This window comes from Dankookia sp. P2, from assembly GCF_050632255.1.
Lineage (GTDB): Bacteria > Pseudomonadota > Alphaproteobacteria > Acetobacterales > Acetobacteraceae > Paracraurococcus.
Genome location: NZ_CP192581.1, coordinates 1,776,878 through 1,795,107 on the forward strand (window position 1 = coordinate 1,776,878; position 18,230 = coordinate 1,795,107).

At 72.4% G+C, this 18,230-nt stretch carries 16 protein-coding genes and 2 pseudogenes; 5 read left to right on the forward strand and 13 right to left on the reverse strand.

Annotated elements, in window-relative coordinates:
- Positions 1-33: 33 nt before the first annotated feature.
- The 7 genes and pseudogenes from ACQ86J_RS10575 to ACQ86J_RS10605 all read right to left on the reverse strand — a co-directional run bounded on the left by ACQ86J_RS10575 (position 34) and on the right by ACQ86J_RS10605 (position 7,327).
- Positions 34-1,839: a cellulose biosynthesis cyclic di-GMP-binding regulatory protein BcsB gene (locus tag ACQ86J_RS10575; protein WP_431271077.1), complete on the reverse strand. Its 1,806-nt coding sequence runs from the start codon at positions 1,837-1,839 to the stop codon at positions 34-36.
- Positions 1,840-1,924: 85 nt separating this feature from the next.
- Positions 1,925-3,322: pseudogene (locus tag ACQ86J_RS10580) on the reverse strand (cellulose biosynthesis cyclic di-GMP-binding regulatory protein BcsB); the annotation flags it as partial.
- A gap of 59 nt (positions 3,323-3,381) precedes the next feature.
- Positions 3,382-4,653: a glycosyltransferase gene (locus tag ACQ86J_RS10585; RefSeq protein WP_431271078.1), complete on the reverse strand. Its 1,272-nt coding sequence runs from the start codon at positions 4,651-4,653 to the stop codon at positions 3,382-3,384.
- Positions 4,650-4,892: a hypothetical protein gene (locus ACQ86J_RS10590; RefSeq protein ID WP_431271079.1), complete on the reverse strand. Its 243-nt coding sequence runs from the start codon at positions 4,890-4,892 to the stop codon at positions 4,650-4,652. Before ACQ86J_RS10590 ends, ACQ86J_RS10585 begins: the two co-directional genes overlap by 4 nt.
- A gap of 129 nt (positions 4,893-5,021) precedes the next feature.
- A complete protein-coding gene (locus ACQ86J_RS10595; RefSeq protein ID WP_431271080.1) occupies positions 5,022-5,447 on the reverse strand; it encodes a cellulose synthase operon protein YhjQ/BcsQ in 426 nt (141 codons plus the stop codon).
- Positions 5,448-5,462: 15 nt separating this feature from the next.
- A complete protein-coding gene (locus ACQ86J_RS10600) occupies positions 5,463-5,762 on the reverse strand; it encodes a hypothetical protein (RefSeq protein ID WP_431271081.1) in 300 nt (99 codons plus the stop codon).
- Positions 5,763-6,355: 593 nt separating this feature from the next.
- Complete coding sequence (locus ACQ86J_RS10605; protein ID WP_431272365.1) at positions 6,356-7,327, reverse strand: glycosyl hydrolase family 8; 972 nt, start codon at positions 7,325-7,327, stop codon at positions 6,356-6,358.
- Between the two features lie 421 nt (positions 7,328-7,748).
- On the opposite strand from ACQ86J_RS10605, the pseudogene ACQ86J_RS10610 reads away from it, so the two are divergent.
- Positions 7,749-8,276, forward strand: a pseudogene (locus ACQ86J_RS10610) (fumarylacetoacetate hydrolase family protein); the annotation flags it as partial.
- A 173-nt stretch (positions 8,277-8,449) separates the two neighbouring features.
- On the opposite strand, the gene ACQ86J_RS10615 reads toward ACQ86J_RS10610, so the two are convergent.
- From ACQ86J_RS10615 to ACQ86J_RS10640, 6 genes are all read right to left on the reverse strand, one after another.
- Positions 8,450-9,457 (reverse strand): Bug family tripartite tricarboxylate transporter substrate binding protein, encoded by a 1,008-nt coding sequence (locus ACQ86J_RS10615; protein WP_431271082.1) that lies wholly within the window; start codon positions 9,455-9,457, stop codon positions 8,450-8,452.
- A 65-nt stretch (positions 9,458-9,522) separates the two neighbouring features.
- A complete protein-coding gene (locus tag ACQ86J_RS10620) occupies positions 9,523-10,392 on the reverse strand; it encodes an ABC transporter permease (protein ID WP_431271083.1) in 870 nt (289 codons plus the stop codon).
- A gap of 55 nt (positions 10,393-10,447) precedes the next feature.
- On the reverse strand, positions 10,448-11,284 hold the full coding sequence (locus ACQ86J_RS10625) for an ABC transporter permease (RefSeq protein WP_431271084.1): 837 nt from the start codon (positions 11,282-11,284) through the stop codon (positions 10,448-10,450).
- Between the two features lie 51 nt (positions 11,285-11,335).
- Positions 11,336-12,592 (reverse strand): ABC transporter substrate-binding protein, encoded by a 1,257-nt coding sequence (locus ACQ86J_RS10630; RefSeq protein ID WP_431271085.1) that lies wholly within the window; start codon positions 12,590-12,592, stop codon positions 11,336-11,338.
- Positions 12,593-12,603: 11 nt separating this feature from the next.
- Positions 12,604-13,677: an ABC transporter ATP-binding protein gene (locus ACQ86J_RS10635; protein ID WP_431271086.1), complete on the reverse strand. Its 1,074-nt coding sequence runs from the start codon at positions 13,675-13,677 to the stop codon at positions 12,604-12,606.
- Between the two features lie 128 nt (positions 13,678-13,805).
- Positions 13,806-14,429 carry a hypothetical protein gene (locus tag ACQ86J_RS10640; protein ID WP_431271087.1) on the reverse strand — a complete coding sequence of 208 codons (624 nt, stop codon included), beginning with the start codon at positions 14,427-14,429 and terminating at the stop codon, positions 13,806-13,808.
- Between the two features lie 86 nt (positions 14,430-14,515).
- Between ACQ86J_RS10640 and ACQ86J_RS10645 the strand changes: the two genes are divergently transcribed.
- From ACQ86J_RS10645 to ACQ86J_RS10660, 4 genes are all read left to right on the forward strand, one after another.
- A complete protein-coding gene (locus ACQ86J_RS10645) occupies positions 14,516-15,043 on the forward strand; it encodes a trypsin-like peptidase domain-containing protein (protein WP_431271088.1) in 528 nt (175 codons plus the stop codon).
- Positions 15,044-15,084: 41 nt separating this feature from the next.
- Complete coding sequence (locus ACQ86J_RS10650) at positions 15,085-15,489, forward strand: PDZ domain-containing protein (RefSeq protein ID WP_431271089.1); 405 nt, start codon at positions 15,085-15,087, stop codon at positions 15,487-15,489.
- On the forward strand, positions 15,486-17,096 hold the full coding sequence (locus ACQ86J_RS10655; RefSeq protein ID WP_431271090.1) for a serine hydrolase domain-containing protein: 1,611 nt from the start codon (positions 15,486-15,488) through the stop codon (positions 17,094-17,096). The genes ACQ86J_RS10650 and ACQ86J_RS10655 overlap by 4 nt, the downstream gene beginning before the upstream one ends.
- Positions 17,097-17,227: 131 nt before the next feature.
- Entirely contained in the window at positions 17,228-18,223 is a 996-nt protein-coding gene (locus ACQ86J_RS10660) for a LysR substrate-binding domain-containing protein (RefSeq protein ID WP_431271091.1), read from the forward strand.
- The last annotated feature ends 7 nt before the right edge of the window (positions 18,224-18,230 follow it).

The window sequence follows — 18,230 nt, forward strand, 5'->3', positions numbered from 1 at the left end:
GGCGGCGCCGGCGAAGCAGGTGGCCGCGCCGGGTCATGCGGTGCGCTCCCGCAGCCGGCGCGCGGCGCGGCGGCGCAGCAGCCAGTAGATCGGGCCGCCCATCAGCAGCGGCGCGATGCCGAGCAGCACCAGCAGGCCGAGCGGGCTGTCGCCCAGCAGGTATTGTGGCCAGAGCCAGAAGGGCAGCCAACCGACGGTGTAGCGGTTGCCGAGCGCATAGCCCTGCACCTTGCCGCCGGACAGCAGCACCACGTCGCCCTGCACCCGGGGCAGCTGCTCGGGGTCGCGCAGCGCCTGCACCATGGCTTCCATCGCGGCCGGGGTGCTGCCGCTGAGCGCGACGACCGAGCGGCCCGCGGTGAGCGGGGATTCGAAGGCGATCAGCGTGCCCAGCCCCTCGCCCGGCGCCAACAGCTGCGCCGCCGCGCGTTCCGCCAGGCCGCGCTTGTCCGGGCCGCCGAAGACATGGCGGATATCGGCCATCGCATCCGGCAGCGCGACGGAGAGGCGGTTGCCCTCCAGCTGCACCGGCCCGTCCTTCAGCAGCTGCTGCAGGGCCGGCTGGCGGCCGAGCGCGCCGACCACGATCAGGTCGAGCCCCGATACCTGCGGGATGCCCTGCGGCCGCACCACCTGCAGGCCCGTCGCCGGCAGGCCGACGATGGCGGAGAGCCGGCCGATCAGGCCGAGGAAGGCCGACATCTCCTGCGGGTGCGGCCGGTCCGGCAGCACCGCGGCGGTGCCGGACAGGTCGGCGTGTTTGGTGAAGGGGAAGCCCGCGCCGGCGAAGAAGGCCAGGTTCGGCAAGGTGGTGAAGCGGTAGCCGTCCGACAGGTCGATCGTGCTGTCGGGATCGATCGAGGCGCGGATGTCGCCCGGCACCGCGACGCAGTCGCCGCGTGCCAGCGGCTTCATGTCGAAGCGCAGCTGGAGCTCGTTCTGGCCGAAGACGATCCAGGGCGGCACCCCGGCCTGGCCGCTGCGGCGGTCCGGCTGGCCGATCTGCTGGCTGATCCAGGACCAGGGCCAGGACGGCTCGGCGCCTTGCAGCGGGAAGCTGCGGAGGTAGAGGTCGTTCATCGACACGTCGAGCCGCGAGACCGCGGTGTCGACGATCGGGCCAGGCGGGCCGCGGTAGCGGATATCCGCCCGCAGCGGCCGGTTGCGCCAGGTATAGAGGTCGGGCGCGGTGCGGAAGGGGATGGAGATGGCGCCCGGCGAATAGCCGAAGGCCTGCAGCTCGGACGGGTCGACCAGCTCGCCGAGGCGGACCGGCCGGTCGCCATGCACCCAGCGTGGCGCGTCATAGGGCTGCCGCGGCGTGACCTCGGGCGGCTGGACCAGCGCGACCTCGCCCGACAGCGCGGCGCGGCCGACCGCGAGCCCGGTGGCGGCCGCGGCCGCCTCGGCGCCGCTGCGGCCGCCGATGACGAGGATCAGGCCGTAGGGGTCGCCCGGATGTGGCACCAGCGCGATGGTCGGGCCATCGAAGCGCGGCAGGGTGAGGCCGGGGACGGCGTCCGGCCCGGCGGCGATCACCACCGCATGCCCGCGGGAGGGCAAGGAGGTGGAGACGGGGAATTCGGCGCCGCGGTAGTCCGCCTGCACCGCGAACCAGGACGCGGTAATGGCGGCGGCGCGGACCGCCTCGTTGCCGGCGCCGTCGGGCAGGACCACCGGCAGGTTCAGCGGGTCGCGGATCAGCCGCTGGTCGAAGAAGGGCTCCGGCAGCCGGGCCAGGTCGCGGGTCGGCGGCAGCTTCTCCAGCAGCAGGTGCAGGGTCGAGGTATCGGAGATGGTCGACCAGAGCAGGCCCGAGAGCGGGTCGTTGCACTCCACCGCGTAGCGGCCGGAGAAGCGGAGAATTCAGCCGGTTGGTATCGGCGAAGAAGACCGGGTTCACCGGGGATTCGAGCGGCCCGAAGCTCGGCCGCGAGCGGTCGGGCTGGATCGCGCCGATGAACTGCTCGTTCAGCGCGACGGCGATCTGGCTGAGCTCGGGGATCAGCGCCGGGGAGGTCGCGCCCTGCAGCACCAGCCGCGCCTGGGTCACCACCTCGTCGCCGCGGATGCCGAACAGCACGCCCTGCAGGTCGGTGGTGCCGCGCAGCTGCATCGGCACGCGCAGGCCGAGCTGACGCAGCGTGTAGGAGACCCGGCGGGTGCCGGCACCGGCATCCTGGCCACCCGGCGCGGCGGCGACCGGCGCGGCGGCGACCGGCGCGGCGAAGCTCGGGGCGGGCGCGGCATAGGCCGGCGGTGCCGCGGCCGGCGCTGGCGGGGCGAGCGCAGCCAGGGCGGGGATCTGCGCCGGCTGCGGGCCGCGCGGCTGCGCCGTCGCCGCACCGGGCAGCGCCAGGCCGAGGGCCAGCAGCCAGGACGCGGCGCGCGTGCCGCGCGCGGCGCGCAGCGGCGGCACCGCGGGCATGGCCGAAGGGGCGCCAGCCGGCCCGGCCGCGGGCGCGGCCGGCGGCGGTACGGCGGCGAGCTGCGGCGCGGCCGCCTGCGACATCGGCTTGGGGGCGCGGCGCAGGCCGAGCCCACGCTTCAGGGAGAACTGCGAGCCGCCGCGGAACAGCCCGGTGATGCTGCGCATCACCTCGAGGAAGGCGCGCAGCGGCCGGTCGCGCCGCACATCGTCCCAATCGACCCAGGCGTCGGCCCGGCCGAACACCGCGCGCACCACATTGCCTTCGTCCTCCAGGTTGCGCGGCACGAAGCGGAGCTGCACGCGGTCCTCGGTCCAGCGCAGCACCTCGGCCGGAATGGCCACGCTGCCGCCGCCGACATCGAGGGTGAGCATGACCGGGCCGGTATCCACCTCGCCTTCCGGCCGCGGCGCGTCGAGCGCGGCGCCGCCGAGCGACAGGTCGCGCGTGCCGGCCAGCACCGTGCGGCCATCACCCAAGCGGATGCTGCCGCGCACCTCGGCGCCGACCCGGGCGCGTTCGCGCACCTGGCGCCGCTCGCGGCCGACGGCGAGGCCGGTCAGCACGGCCAGCAGGCAGAGCGTGCCCCAGAAGAGGTTCAGCGCGTAGGCCTGGAATTCCAGCGAGTCGGGCGCGTGCATCGAGATGCCGACGACGCCCCAGAGCACGCCCATCAACTGGAAGCCGGCGAGCACCATGTTCGGCCCCACCGCGCGCAGGTCGAAATAGCCTTCCTGCAGCGTGCCGCCCTTGTCGGTCACGTTGAACTTGCCTTTCCGGGGATCGAGGATGGTCGCCAGCATCACCGGCACCAGGTAGACCGCGAGCACCGCCTCGTAGATCTCCGACCAGAAGGAATGCCGGACATGCCCCTGCAGCCGGCTGCCGGCCATGGTGGAATGCAGGATGTGCGGCCCGGCATAGGCCAGGATGGCGAGCGGCGAGGCGGCGATCACGTTCTCCCCAGCAGCAGCCAGGCCAGCGGCGCCGTCAGGAAGACGAAGCGCGGCAGCGGAAAGAGGAAGTGGAACATGGCCATGAAGTAACAGAGCCGCTGCGGCCAGTTCAGGCCGCGCGCGGTCAGCGGATTCTCCGTCCGCAGGATCTGGATCATGCCGCGGCCCCAGCGCAGGCGCTGGCCGATATGCAGCATCAGCCGCTCGGTCGCGAGGCCGGCCGCCAGCGGGATGCGCAGATAGGCGGTGCGCCAGCCGGCCTTCTGCATGCGCAGCGAGGCGTGGCAATCCTCCGTCACCGTCGAGGTCGGCACGCCGCCGATGCCCTCCAGCGCGGTGCGGCGGATGACGGCGCAGGAGCCGCAGAAGAAGGTGGCGCCCCAGAAGTCGTTGCCCATCTGCACGAGGCCGTAGAAGAGCAGGCTCTCATTCGGCACCGCCTCGCCGCTGGCGAGGTTCCGCTCGAACGGGTCGGGCGAATAGAAGTGGTGCGGCGTCTGCACCATGCAGAGCCCCTTGTCGCGCAGCATCCAGCCCATGGTCAGCTGCAGGAAGGCACGCGTGGGGACGTGGTCGCAGTCGAAGATGGTGACGTATTCGCCCGAGGTCTTGGTGAGGGCGTGGTTGATGTTGCCGGCCTTGGCGCCCTTGTTGTCCGGACGGATGAGGTAGCCGGCGCCGACCTTGGCGCAGGATTCGCGGGATTCCGGCCGGCGGCCGTCGTCGAGCACGATGACGTTCAGCTTGTCGGCCGGCCAGTCGAGCGCGAGGGCGGCGAGCACCGTCGGCTTCACGATGTCCAGCGACTCGTTGTAGCTTGGGATGAAGACGTCGACGCTCGGCCATTCGGCGAGGTCGTCCGGCAGCGGGACCGGCTTGCGATCTAGCGGCCAGGCGTTCTGCACATAGGCGATGACCAGCGCGACGACGGCGTAGATCTCCGCCAGCAGCAGGCCGGTGCCGAGGAAGGCCTGGACCCAGCCGGTGTAGTCGAGCGTGTCGCTCAGCCGCCAGAAGATGTAGCGCAGCGACACCATGCAGGAGAGCGCGGCGAGCGCGAGCGTCATGGCCCGGCCGGGGACCTTGCCCAGCAGCAGCGCAACGAGGAAGCCGCCGATGGCGAAGACGCCCTGCTGCTCGGCCGAGAGCGGGGTCAGGATCACGGTGCTGGCGACCGACAGGCCGGCCAGCACCATGGCGATGCCGCCGATCCGGGTGCGCGCCAGCGGGACCCAGGCCAGCCAGTCGCGGCGATGCAGCGCGCTCATCGGGCCCACCAGCCGGCAACGGGTTCGGCGGGCTGGGGCAGCGCCGCCGCGATGGTCTCGCCGAGTTCGCGCAGGTCGAGCGCGGCGCGGCTGGCCGGGGCGCTGTCCAGCAGCAGGCGCTGGGCGGCCAGCGCCTCCGCCACCACGTCCTCGCGCGCCAGGGCGCCGAGCAGCCGCGGGCCGAGGTGCCGGGCCAGCGCCTGGGCCACCGCGCGCGACAGGCGGGAGCCGTAATCCACTTGGTTCCAGGACCAGCCGCAGGCGCTCCGGCTGCGGCCCGTACACCGCGCCGAGGCCTAGGAAGCGGCCGCTGTCGATCTCCGGCATCAGCGCCGCGCCATTGGCGTCCGCCAGCAATACCACCACCATCATGGCGGCGTGCGGGGCCATGGCTCGAGCACCCGGGAGGGGCCGGGCGGCAGGTCGGCCACCACGATCAGCGCCGGGTCGGCCAGCATCTCCCGCAACGGGCCGAGCAGCAGGTCGGGCGCCCGTTCCAGCAGGCCGACCGTCGCCAGGGCATCGGCCATGGCGACCGTGCCATGCGGCAGCAGCGCGACCCCGGCCGGGGTCTGCCGTACCGCGTCGCGCCAGTTGAGCCCCTGCGCCGCCTGCGCCAGGAAGCCGCCGCGATCGGCCAGCGCGACCCCAAAATGCAGCCGGAGCGCATTCTGCGGGTCGAGATCCATGGCCAGCACGCGCCGCCCCTGCCGCCGCAGGGCGTCGGCGAGGTTGGCCGCCAGCGTGGTCTTGCCGACCCCGCCCTTGGGCGAGGCGATGCAGATCAGGGGCATTGGGCGCCGGCGGCCTTAGCGGAAGCCGCGGCCGGGCAGCTGCCATCCGGGAAGGGCCGGGTTGGCCACCGGCCCGCCGCGGCCGAGGGCCTGCAGGACCTCCGCCAGGGGCGTGCTCACCCGATCCGCCGGCACCAGGCCGGGCGCGGCGGCCGTCCCGGCCGCCAGGGCCTGCGGCGGCGCCCAGTTTGCCGGGAAGGGACCTGCCGCGGCAGCGCCCATGGGCGAGGCGGCGGGGCTGGCGGCCACAGCCGGCGGCGGGGCGGCGGGCGTGAAGGCGGCGGGCGGCAGCCCCGTGGGCGCGGCCGGCGCCACGGCGGGCTCCGGGGCGGCGAGGCCGCCGAACAAGCTGCACCAGCGTGCCGCGGGCCGGACCCTGCGCCTCGGCCGCCGCGGACGGCGGCGCCAGGGCGTCGAGCAGCGGCCAGGCGGGCGCGGCCGCCATCGGGAAGGGTCCGGCAGGTGGCGCGCTGGGCGCGAGGGCCTCGGCGATCAGCTTCATGGTGGGGCGCGGCTCCTCGGCTGGCGTCGGAGCGACCAGGTCGCGCCCGAGGACCGCATTGAGCGCCGGATTCCTTTCTGTACCGTTTGCTGGCGGCGCGATTTCCGGCCGCACCGGGTCGTTGCCGAAATTCCGGTATCTCAGGCCGGGCGCGCGCAGCGCCGCGGCGACCCGCGCGATGTCGTCATCCTGGGACATACTACTACAACGTCCTTTTCTAACTGCCATTTGCAATCAAACGTCGAAAAAATAAACATATTTCCTCGATTTTCGCTGTGCCTCCCCCAGAGGGGCGCGAGCTCAGGCCCCCTGCGAGGCCCAGGCGGACAGGAGACTCAGCATCGTGGAGTAGTAATCCATCGATTCAACAATTTCGCGAGCAGATGGATGGAATGGACCCATTCGGTCATCGGCCGCCACCAGGCGGGCAATGGCGACCATCCCCGGCAAGGCCGGGTAGGGCGCGGTCGAGATCCGTCTCGAGATCCACCCAGGCCGGCGGCGGCGGCGCCGAGGCGGTCCAGAAGCGATGCGCCTGCAGCAGCGCCGGCTCCCGCCGCAACCCGGCCCAGGCCAGCCAGAGCGGCACCCGCACCGCATCGAAGGAGAACCGGGCCGGCCAGCCGGCGGCCGGGGCCAGCGCCGCATCCTTCCGGGCGATCTGCAGCCAGTCGGGAGGCAGTTGCCAGCGGCCGAACCGCGCCAGCCGCAGGAGCGTCAGCCCATCCGCCGCCAGCCGCGCCCAGGCGGGATCGGGAACGGCCTGGGCCAGCAGCCGGAGGGCGGGGAAGACGTAGTAGGACAGGTTGACCACCAGGTGGTCGGTCCGCTCGAAGCCCTGGATGCCGGGCAGCAGCACGCCGAAGCTGCCCGCCGGCCGGACCAGGAAGCGCAGCAGGTCGCGGCCGATCGCCGCGCCCGCCGCGCCAAGGTCGGCGTTGCCCCAGCGCTGCCCGGCCTCCAGCAGCGCCCAGGCGATGCAGAGGTCGCCGTCGGTCGCGTTGTTCGGGTCGTCCACCGGCACCGCCGCATCCGGGCGGAAGCGCCAGGCATGCAGGGCGTCGCGCGGCCGCTGCAGGGTGCGGCGGGTCCAGGCATGCAGCCGGTCGAAGTTCCGCCGGTCATCCACCCGGACCGCCAGCAGCATGGCCCAACCCTGGCCCTCGGAATGCGAGATGCCGCCGTTGCCGGTATCGACCACCCGGCCTTCGGGGGTGACGAAGCGGGCCTGGAAGGCGGCCCAGGCGGCCCGCGCGGCATCCATCCGCGGGCCTGCCGGGTCGACCGGCTGGGCCGCGGCTGCGCCTGGGGCCGCGGCCAGCAGGCCGAGGAGCTGGCGGCGGTCGAGACGCGAGGGAATGGAATGGCCGGCCAGCACCAAGGAGCACCATGCCTGAAGGACCGAGCAAGCTGCATGGTGGCCGATCACGCCGCCGATAGCAACTCGCAGTAGCCATGGGGCCGCTTCCGACAACCGTTCCCGCTCTCACACAGACCGGTTGTGGACGGCGTGGGGCTTGCCAGCGGCCGCCGCGCGCGGTCCCCTGCGCCCCTGCGGATCCCGCGCGGGAAGGAAATGACCATGACCAGGCTCGCCACATTCACCGATGCCAAGGGCCCGCGCGTCGGCGCCGTGCTGCCGGATGGCGGCATGCTCGACCTCTCGGCGGCGGCGCCGGGCGGCGCGCTGGCCGGCCGCACCCAGGACATGCTGACGCTGATCGAGGGCGGCGCCGCGGCGCTGGCCGCGGTCACCGCGCTGGCCGCCGACCCGCCGGCCGCCGCCATCCTGCCGGCCGGTGGCTGGACCCTGCTGGCGCCGATCCCCGGCCCCGCCGCAACGTCTTCTGCGTCGGGCGCAACTACATGGACCATGTGGCGGAAGGCGACCGCACCCGCGGCATCACCAATCCGAGCTGCCGAAATACCCGCAATTCTTCACCAAGGCGCCCGACACCGTCATCGCGCCCGAGGACTGGATCCCGCCGCATACCGGCGTCACCCAGTGGCTGGACTACGAGGTCGAACTGGCCGCCATCATCGGCATCGAGGGCACCGACATCCCGAAGGAGAAGGCGCTCGACCACGTCTTCGGCTGGACCATCGGCAACGACGTGACCGGGCGCGACCTGCAGCGCCGCTACGGCCAGTGGTTCAAGGGCAAGTCGCTCGACCGCTCCTGCCCGCTCGGCCCCTGGATCGTCCCGGCCGCGGAGCTGGATGCGCTGAACACCGGCATCCGCTGCTTCGTCAACGGCGAGAAGCGCCAGGAGAGCAACACCGCCAAGATGATCTTCGACGTCAGGGAGATCATCCACCAGCTCTCGATCGGCTTCACCCTGAAGCCCGGCGACGTCATCATCACGGGCACGCCCGAGGGGTCGGCTACGCCATGGTGCCGCCGAAGACCCTGCAGCCCGGCGACGTCATCGAATGCGAGATCGACGGCATCGGCCGGCTGCGCAACACGGTCCGCGCGGCCTAGCCGGCCGCGGCCGGATCAGTCGAGCCTCGCGCCGGACACCTCGACCAGCCGCCGCCAGAGCGGGATCTCCTCGCGGATCTTCCCGGCCAGCGCCCCGGGGCTGGCCGAGGTGGCGACGCGGAAGCCGGTCGGGCGCAGGCGCTCGGCCAGCACGGGGTTGTCGCCGGCCGCCCGCACGGCGGCGTTCAGCCGCGCCAGGATCCCGGGCGGGGTGCCGGCCGGGGCCATCACCGCCTCCCAGGCCTGGATGTCGTACCCCGCCAGGCCGAGGTCGCCGAACTCGCCCATGGCCGGCACCTGCGGCAGCGCCGGCAGCCTCTCCCGGCTACCCACCGCGAGCGGCAGGGCGTCGCCGGACTCGATCAGCGGCGTCAGGCCCGGGGTCAACTCGAACATCATGTCGATCACGCCGGCCTGCAGGTCGGCCACCGCCGGCGCGCCGCCGCGATAGGTCACCATCAGCAGCCTCGCCCCGGTCGCCTGCTGCAGCGCCGCCACCATGAAATGCGCCGTCGTGCCGACGCCGGCATAGCCGAAGCGCAGCTGCTCCGGCCGTTGCTTCGCCCAGGCGACGAGGGCGCGGAAGTCGGTCCAGCCCTCCTCCCGCGCACGGGCCGGGTTCACGCAGCACACCACCGTCCCGGCGCTGATCTGCGAGACGGGCGCGAAGGCGGTGTCCGGGTCGAAGGGCAGCTTCGAATACAGCGCCTTGTAGGCGCAGAGCGTGGTCATGCCGATGACGCCGAGGGTGCCACCATCCGGCCGCGCCTTCGCCACCGCATCCGCGCCGACGATGCCGGCGGCGCCGGAGCGGTTGTCGACCACCACCTCCTGCCCCAGCGCCGGCCCCATCCGTTCGGCGGCCAGCCGCCCGACCATGTCCACCGCCCCGCCCGCGGCATAGGGCACGACCAGCCGGATCGGCTTGCCGCCGCCGATGGGCTGGGCGCGCGCGACGAGCGGCGCGGCGAGGCTGCCGAGCAGCACAGCGCGGCGGGTGGCGGCGGGGGCCGTGATCGGCATGGCGGTGGTCCTGCGGCGGTGGGGGTCCCGCCTCAGCGCCAGCGCCGCCTCCGCGTTCCCGCCGCTCAGGCGCGCCGCAACCGCCGCCAGAGCGCGATGGCCGCGAAGGAGAGCCCGATCACCAGCACCGAGACGCCGGTAGTCAGCGTCCCCAGCGCATAGATTTCGGGCGTCGTCACCGTGCTGGTCAGCCCCTGCAGCTCCAGCGGCAGGGTGTTGGTGTCGCCGATCGCCTGGGAGGAGCGGGCGATCTCGTCCCAGGACAGGGTGAAGCCGAACAGCGCGACGCCGACCAGGCTCGGCCCGATCAGCGGCAGGACCACATGGCGGAAGACCTGCCAGGGAGAGGCGCCGAGGTCCCGCGCCGCCTCCTCGAGCTGCGCCGGGAAGCGGTTGAAGACGGCGAACATGATCAGCAGGCCGAAGGGCAGCGTCCAGGTCAGGTGGGCGCCGAGGCCGGAGGTGAAGAGGCCCATGGCGGTCGCGTAGTCCGCCAGCCATGCGACCTGGTAGCTCTCGGCCAGCGCCTTCACCGTGTCGTCCACCAGCCGGAATTCGAGCGCGATGCCGAGCGAGACGACGATCGAGGGCACGATGAGGCTGGCGACCGTCAGGTGGAACAGCAGGGATTGCCCGAGGAAGCGCCGGCGGAAGGCATAGCCGGCGGAGAGCGAGATCAGCGTGGTCAGCACCATCACCACCAGGCCGAGCTTCGCCGAGCGGCGGAAGGAGGCCCAGATGTCGATGACGCCGGAGCCGCGCCACAGCGTCTCGTACCAGTGGGTGGAGAAGCCCTGCAGCGGGAAGGTCAGCCCGCCCTCCGGCCCCTGGAAGGACAGCACCAGGATGGTCAGCGTCGGGCCGTAGAGGAAGACGACGAAGACCGTGAAGAAGATGGCGAGCAGCCAGAAGCTGCCGGGGCGGCGGTCCTCCATGCGCGTCAGAGCTCCCGCCGGATGTCGACGAGCTTCGTCATGATGGCGATGATGATCAGCACCAGCGCCAGCAGCACCACGGCCTGCGCCGCGGCGGCGGGGATTGCAGGTAGGACATCTGCACCTGGATGATCTTGCCGACCGAGGCGATCTGCTGCCCGCCCATCACGCCGATCGTGACGAAGTCGCCCATCACCAGCACGATGACGAAGATCGAGCCGATGACGATGCCGGGCTTCGACAGCGGCACCACCACGTGCCAGAGCGTCTGCCAGCCGCTGGCCCCGGCATCGCGCGCCGCCTCCAGAAGCCGGTGGTCGATCCGCATCATGCTGTTGAAGACCGGCACCACGACGAACAGCGTGTAGAGGTGGACGAAGGCCAGCACGACGGAGAACTGCGAGAAGAGCAGCCAGTCCTGCGGCGCATCCACCAGCCGGGCGGCCAGCAGGAACTGGTTCACCGCGCCCTCCCGCCCGAGCAGCGGGATCCAGGAGATCATGCGGATGACGTTGGACGTCAGGAAGGGCGCGGTGCAGAGCAGGAAGAGCCCCATCCGCACGCCGTCGGAGCGCACGTGGAAGCAGAGGAAATAGGCGACGGTGAAGCCCAGCAGCAGGGTGATCGCCCAGACCATGCCGCAGAGCCTGAGCGTCGAGATATAGGTGCGGAAGGTGGTGCAGAGCCCGTTCGAGAGGTCGCCGCAGCCCTCGAACATCTCGACGTAGTTGCGCTGGGTGACGTCGGGCACCAGCGAGTACTCGGTGTAGTTCCACAGGCTGACCACGCCGGTCGCCAGCAGCGGGAAGACGAAGAAGAACAGCAGCACCAGCCACAGCGGCGCCGCCTGCAGCAGCGGCGCCCAGGACCGGCGCGCGGGCGGCGCGGCCACGGCGATGACGGGGCCGGCGACACCGCCGGCCCCTCCACCATGGCCGCCGCGTCAGGCAGCGATGAACTCATTCCATTTCCTGACCATGTAGTCGTTCTCGTCCATCACCGCGTTCCAGCAGGCGACGCCGCCCATGCGGGCCTCGTAGCTGCCGCCGTCGCGGACCGAGCCGGCCTTCTCCATCACGGTGCCGTCCGGCGCCTTGATGTCCTGCTCGGCCGGCTTGCCCTCCATCCAGAAGGCCCATTCATAGGGCTGCATGTTGGCCTTCGCGGTCGACAGTACCGCCGAATAGTAGCCCTGCCGGTTGAGGAAGGCGCCGGCCCAGCCCGAGAGGAACCAGTTGATGAAGTCGTAGGTGGCGTCGAGCTTCTTGCCAGCCAGCGTCTTCGGGATGCCGAAGCCCGCGGCCCAGGCGCGGTAGCCCTCCTTCAGCGGCTGGTAGATGCAGGGCACGCCCTTGCTGCGCACCGCGGTCACCGCCGGCGACCACATGGACTGGATGACCACCTCGCCCGAGGACATCAGGTTGACGCTCTCGTTGAAGTCCTTCCAGAAGGCGCGGAACTGGCCGGCCCGCTTGGCCTCGGTCAGCACCTTCATGGTGAGGTCGATCTCGGCGCGGGTCATGTTGCCCTTGTCGGCATACTTGTGCTGGCCGGTCGCCTCGACGACCATCGCCGCATCCATGATGCCGATCGAGGGGATGTTCAGCAGCGCCGCGCGGCCCTTGAATTCCGGGTTGAGCAGGTCGGCCCAGGAGGTGACCGGGCGGCCGATCTTGTCCGGCCGGATGCCGAGCGTGTCGGCATTGTAGGTGGTCGGGATCAGCGTCATCCACTGGGTCTGCTCGGTGGCGAAGGTCTTCGCCTCGCGTGCCGGCAGGAAGCTGACCTTGCGCGGCGCGGTGCCCTGGTCGCCAATCTTCTTGCCGCCGATCTCGCCCTTGGTGAAGACCGGGGTGATCTGGTCGACCAGCTTGATCCGCTTGGCATCCATGCCGTGCAGGTTGCCGGACGGGATGATCTTCTTCAGCATCCAGTATTCGGAATCCAGGATGTCGAAGCTGTTCGGCTGGGTCACCGCCCGCCGCACCACGTCGTCGGACGTGACCGGGACGTATTCGATGACGATGCCGAGGTCCTCGCGGACCTTGTCCTTGATCTCCTTCGATTGGTTCACCGCGGTGCCGACATAGCGCAGCACCACCGGCCCCTGCGCATGCACCGCCGGCGCCGCCAGCGCCGCGGCCGCGGCGCCCGCCGCGACCTTCAGCGCGTCGCGGCGCCCAAAGCCCTTGGTCTCCATTGGTCCCCTCCTCAGCTCGGCCCGGCCGTATCGGCAAGCGGGCGGATATCGGCCTCGTCCCAGGCCAGTGACACGGATTGGCCGGGCTCGAGCGGATGCGCGTGCAGCGCGGCCTCCGTCAGCGCGACCGAGTATTCCTCCCCCGCCGTGCCGGCGAGCGCGACGGCGAAGCCGGTGCCGGTGTACTCGACCCCGGCCACCGTCGCCGGCAGCCCCGTCCCGCCGATCCGGGTGCGGTCGGAGCGCACCGCGATCTGCCCGCCATTCGGCAGGGCGAAGACGTTGTGGCCGCCCATGAAGCGGGCGACGAAGGCGGTGCGCGGCCGGTCGAAGAGCGCCGAAGGCGTGCCCTGCTGCTCGATCCGCCCGGCCCGCATCAACACCACCAGGTCGGCCAGGGCCAGCGCCTCGTCCTGGCTGTGGGTGACGTGGACGAAGCTGATCTGCAGCTCGCGCTGGAAGCGCTTGAGCTCGGCGCGGACCCGGCCGCGCAGAAAGGGGTCGAGCGCCGAGAGCGGCTCGTCCAGCAGCAGCGTCGCCGGGTTGGTCACGAGTGCCCTTGCGAGGGCCACGCGCTGCTGCTGCCCGCCCGACAATTGCGCCGGCAGCCGCGCGGCGTAGCTGTCCAGCTCCACCAGCCGCAGCGCCTCGGCCGCCTTGGCGTGGCGCTCCGCCTTGCCCACGCCGCGCATGCGCAGGGAGAAGGCGACATTGTCCAGCACCGACAGATGCGGAAACAGCGCATAGGACTGGAACATCATCGCGGTGCCGCGCCGTGCCGGGGGCAGGCCGATGATCGGGTGGTCGTCCAGCAGGATGTCGCCGCTGGTCGGGCTTTCGTGCCCGGCCAGCAGCCGCAGCGTGGTGGTCTTGCCGCAGCCCGATGGGCCGAGCAGGCAGACATAGCTGCCGGCGCGGATCCGCAGGTCGAGCGCATCGACCGCGATGGCACCGCCGGGAAAGCGCTTGGTGACGGTGGCGAATTCAATCGCGCCGCGGGCCGTGCCGGGCGGGCGCCCGGGCCTGGAGGCGGGCGCGCTCAGGGTGGTGGTGCCGTGCAGGTCCGCAATCTCCGGCTGGCCCACCACAATGGTGGGGCGGGGGGCCTTGCAGCATGCGTGCCAAGCCCGGGCCACCGGAAGCCCTTTCCCATCGCCCGGCCGGGCCACCGTCCTGCCCAGGCTTGCGGCATCCTGCCGGAAGCGGCGGCAGTCTACAGCGGCCGCGCCGGCACGCCCCCGACCACCGCGCCGGGCGGCACGTCCTCGACCACCGCGGCGCCGATGCCGACCACGGCGCCCGCGCCGATCGTCACATAGGGCCGGCAGGCCGCCCCGGCGCCGACCAGCGCCCGGGCCCCTACCCGCACCCCGCCAGGCAGCACGCTGCCCGGGCCGCAATGCGCGCCCTCCGCGAGCTCCACGTCATGGTCCAGGATCGCCCCGGTATTGACGATGCAGAGGCGGCCGACCCGGGCGCAGGCGCCGATAACGGCGCGCGCCAGCACCACGCTGCCCTCCCCAGCTCGGCGCTGCCGGCCAGGATGGCGGCGGGATGCACCAGCGCGGGCAGGGCGAAGCCGAGCCCGCCGAAGCGCAGCGCCGCCGCCAGCCGCAGCGCCGGGTCGCCCAGCGCGATGCAGGCCAGCCCGACCCCCGCGGCGCGCAGGCCGGGCAGCACGGATCTCGTCGCCCAGCACCGGCACGCCCAGCATCTCCGCCGCCGGCGGCCTGGCATCGACCAGCCCCACGATCTGCAGCCCGCCGCGGGCGCGGATCAGCTCGATCAGTGCCCGGCCATGGCCGCCGGCGCCCAGGATTACGAGTTTTTCGTCCATTCCTGCCTCCCGCGTTGGCGAACCGGGCGGTTCGGCCGATATTACCACCCAAGACCAACCCCTGGGGGCGGAGCGGACGCATAGGCATGCCAAGCAGCGAATGGGAAATCCCGTCGGACCTCCAGCCGGACCCCGCCGAGCATGAGTTCGACCTGGACCAGGTGCTGCGCTCCGTCGTGGCGGTGAAGGCGATGGTGCCGGCGGATGCCTTCACGGCGCAGACCCTCGGCACAGAGCGGATCGGCAGCGGCGTGGTGATCCGGCCGGACGGGCTGATCGCCACCATCGGCTACATGGTCACGGAAGCCGAGGAGATCTGGCTGACCACGCATGATGGCCGCGCCATCCCCGGCCATGCCCTGGCCTACGACTTCGAGACCGGGATCGGCCTGATCCAGGCGCTCGGCAAGCTCAACCTGCCGGCCCTGCCGCTCGAGACCGGCGCGCTGCCGCAGCCCGGCGACACCTGCGTCTTCGCCAGCGCCGGCGGGCGCAAGCACGCGCTGCGCTGCACCATCGCGGCGCGGCAGGAGTTCGCGGGCTATTGGGAGTACCTGCTGGACGACGCGATCTTCACGGCGCCTGCGCACCCTCCTGGGGCGGGGCCGGGCTGATCGGCGCCGACGGCAGGCTGCTCGGCATCGGCTCGCTCGTCATGCAGCAGCAGGACGGCAAGGGGCGCCGGGTGGACCTCAACATGGTGGTGCCGGCCAGCCTGCTGCCGCCGATCCTCGGCGACCTGCTCTCCTACGGCCGCCCCAACAAGCCGGCGCGGCCCTGGCTTGGGTTGTACGCGACGGAGGACGAGGACGGCGTGCTGGTCAGTTCCATGGCCTGCAACGGGCCGGCGCAGAAGGCCGGGATGCAGGAGGGCGACCGGATCGTCGCGGTCGGCGGCACCAAGGTGGCCGACCTGCCCGGCCTCTGGCGCGCGGTCTGGGCCTGCGGCACGGCCGGGGCGAAGGTGCGGCTGGAGATCACCCGCGATGCCGCGTCGCGGGAGGTGACGCTCGCCTCGGTCGACCGGCGCAGCTTCCTTAAGGCGCCGAGGCTGCATTGACCGAAGGTCTCGGCCTGCTCGCCCTGCGCCGGCAGGCGCGGCGGCTCCTCGCGCCCTGGGACCGTGCCGGCAGCCCCGGCGCGACGCTCGGCCTGGTGCGGGACGGCGCGCTGGTGCTGCAGGAAAGCGCCGGCGCGGCCAGCCTCGAGCTCGGCATCCCGATCGGGGCGGAAACCACCTTCCGCATCGCCTCGGTCAGCAAGCAATCCACCTGCGCGGCGATCCTCCTCCTGGCCGCGGAAGGCCGCCTGTCGGTCGCGGACGACATCCGCCACTGGCTGCCGGAGCTGCCCGAGCTCGGCCCGCGGATCAGCATCGACCAGCTGATGCGCAACTGCTCCGGCATCCGCGACATGCTGGAGCTGATGCGGCTCGGCGGCACCGACCTCTCGCACCCGGTGCGGCCCGAGCACCTGATGGCGGCGATCTGCCGGCAGCGCGGGCTGAATTTCGAACCAGGCACGCGCTTCCTCTACTCCAACTCCGGTTTCATGCTGCTCGGCCGCATCATCGAGGCGGTGTCGGGCGAGACGCTGGGCGATTTCCTCGAACGCCGCATCCTCGGCCCGCTCGGCATGACCCGCACCCGGCACACGCCGAGCGTGACCGAGGTCGTGCCCGGCCTCGCCACCGGCTACTTCCCGCAAGGGCCAGGCTTCATCCGGGCGCAGCATGGCTTCCCGCTCGGCGGCGAGGGCGGCCTGGTGTCCTGCGTCGAGGACCTGGCCCTGTGGGACCGCAACTTCGCCTCCGGCACGGTCGGCGGCGCCGGGCTGGCGGCGGCGCTGGCCGAGCGCGCCCCCTTCGCCAACGGCACGCTCAACCGCTATGCCCGCGGCCTCGAGGTGACGACGCATCGCGGCCTCCGCACCGAGAACCATGGCGGGCTCTGGCCGGGCTACCGCACCTGCTTCCTGCGGGCGCCCGAGGCCGGGATGACGGTCATCGCCATCGCCAACCATGGCGGGATCGATGTCTACCACCTGGCGCACCAGCTGCTGGACGCGGCGCTGGAAGGACGCCCCGGCCTGCACCCTGCCCCCGCCTTGCCGCCGCGCCCGGCGCTGGAGGCGCTGGCCGGCCGGTGGCTGGACCCGGAGAGCGGCGCGACCATCGAATTCGCGCTCGACGCCGCCGGCCACCCCACCGCCACCCAGCACGGCCTGCCTTTCGCCCTGGCCGCCGGGGAGGATGGCAGGCTGGTCGCCCGCCGCGGCATCTATCCCTTCGCGCTGTCGCTGCCCGAAGGCGGCAGCCTGATGCTGGAAACCGATGCCGGCACCGTCACCCATTTCCGCCGCGCAGCGACGGCCCCTGCCCTGCCCGATGGCCTGGCCGGCAGCTATCGCTGCGCCGAGCTCGACGCGACCTGGACCCTGGCGCCGGAGGGCGACGGCCTCGTGGTGCAGGTGCGCGGCCCGCTGACGGCAGCCGGCCCCTGGCCGGTGCAGCCGATCGAGGGCGACTGCCTCCGCATCCTCACCCCCGCCACCATGTTCCAGGGCTGGGTGGATGCGAAGCTCGCCCGCGCCGCGGCGGGACGGATCGGCGCGATCGTGGTCAGCAGCGGGCGGGTGCGCGGGATGCGGTTCGAGCGGCAGGGGTGAGGTAGACCAGGAGTCGGCACCCTCCGCGCGGCGAGCGCCAAGCCCACAAAAAGGAAGGGAGGGGTTTGGGGAGGGAATACTTTTCCCTCCCCAACCTTTCCCATGCCGATCCGGCATAGCATCATCCCCTGATGCGCCGCTTCCTCGACCAGCGCCTAAAGCTCCACCTGCTGCGCGTCGCCGACGCGCTGGAGACGCATCGCAGCCTGCTCAAGGCCTCCGCCGTGCTCGGCATTGGCCAGCCCGCCCTGACCCGCAGCCTGCAGGAGCTGGAATCGCTGACCGGCGAGCGGCTCTTCGAGCGCCATCCGCGCGGCGTCCGCCCGACCGGGGCGGGCCTGGTCATGGTCCGCCTCGCCCGCCGCATCCTGGCCGAGACCCGCCGGGCGGAGGAGGAACTGGACCGCCTGGCCAGCCCCGGCGCCGGCAGCGTCGCGGTCGGCGCCCTGCCGGTCGCCTCGGTCGGCGTGCTCCCGGGCGCGCTGATCCGCCTGCGCGCCGCCCACCCCGCGCTGCAGATCCGCATCCAGCAGGGCCGGATGGAGGACCTGTTGCCGGCGCTCGCGGCCGGCGAGATCGACCTGATCCTCGGCCGGCTCTACGCCCCCGCCGTGCCCGACGGCTTCCTGCGGGAGCCGCTGTGGGAGGAGCCGATCAGCATCCTCGCCCGCGCCGGCCACCCCATCCTGGCCGCGCCCTCGGCCGAGGCGCTGCGCCGTTGCGAGCTGGTGCTGCCGACCATCAGCCAGCGCGTCGGCCAGGAGATCGACGCGCTGCTCGGCGCGCTCGGGCTCTCCCCCGCCTTGCCCATGCGCTCCTCCTCCTACGGCTTCATCCGGGAGATGCTGCTGGCGACCGACCTGGTCTCGGTCATGCCGCGGCTGATGATGGCGGGCGACTTGCTGCGCGGCACGCTGCGGGTGGTGCCGCTGCCGATTCCGGCGCCGCCGCGCCCGGCCGGGCTGGTCCTGCCGCGCGACCGGCCGCTGCCCGCCGCCGGCACTGCCTTCGTCGCGGCGCTGCGGGCGCATCTGCTGGAACTGGCCGAGGCGGTGCCCATCGCTATGCCGGATGCTGATAGGAAACGCCGAAGAAGCAATAGGACACGGCGGCACCCGGCCGGCTAGCCTCGGC

Bases quoted from the DNA above. Each gene is read 5' to 3' on its own strand.
- ACQ86J_RS10615 (WP_431271082.1), bottom strand. From the start codon at position 9,457: ATGCCGATCACGGCCCCCGCCGCCACCCGCCGCGCTGTGCTGCTCGGC.
- ACQ86J_RS10620 (WP_431271083.1), bottom strand. From the start codon at position 10,392: ATGGAGGACCGCCGCCCCGGCAGCTTCTGGCTGCTCGCCATCTTCTTC.
- ACQ86J_RS10630 (WP_431271085.1), bottom strand. From the start codon at position 12,592: ATGGAGACCAAGGGCTTTGGGCGCCGCGACGCGCTGAAGGTCGCGGCG.
- ACQ86J_RS10585 (WP_431271078.1), bottom strand. From the start codon at position 4,653: ATGAGCGCGCTGCATCGCCGCGACTGGCTGGCCTGGGTCCCGCTGGCG.
- ACQ86J_RS10650 (WP_431271089.1), top strand. From the start codon at position 15,085: ATGCAGCAGCAGGACGGCAAGGGGCGCCGGGTGGACCTCAACATGGTG.
- ACQ86J_RS10645 (WP_431271088.1), top strand. From the start codon at position 14,516: ATGCCAAGCAGCGAATGGGAAATCCCGTCGGACCTCCAGCCGGACCCC.
- ACQ86J_RS10640 (WP_431271087.1), bottom strand. From the start codon at position 14,429: ATGGACGAAAAACTCGTAATCCTGGGCGCCGGCGGCCATGGCCGGGCA.
- ACQ86J_RS10595 (WP_431271080.1), bottom strand. From the start codon at position 5,447: ATGCCCCTGATCTGCATCGCCTCGCCCAAGGGCGGGGTCGGCAAGACC.
- ACQ86J_RS10660 (WP_431271091.1), top strand. From the start codon at position 17,228: ATGCGCCGCTTCCTCGACCAGCGCCTAAAGCTCCACCTGCTGCGCGTC.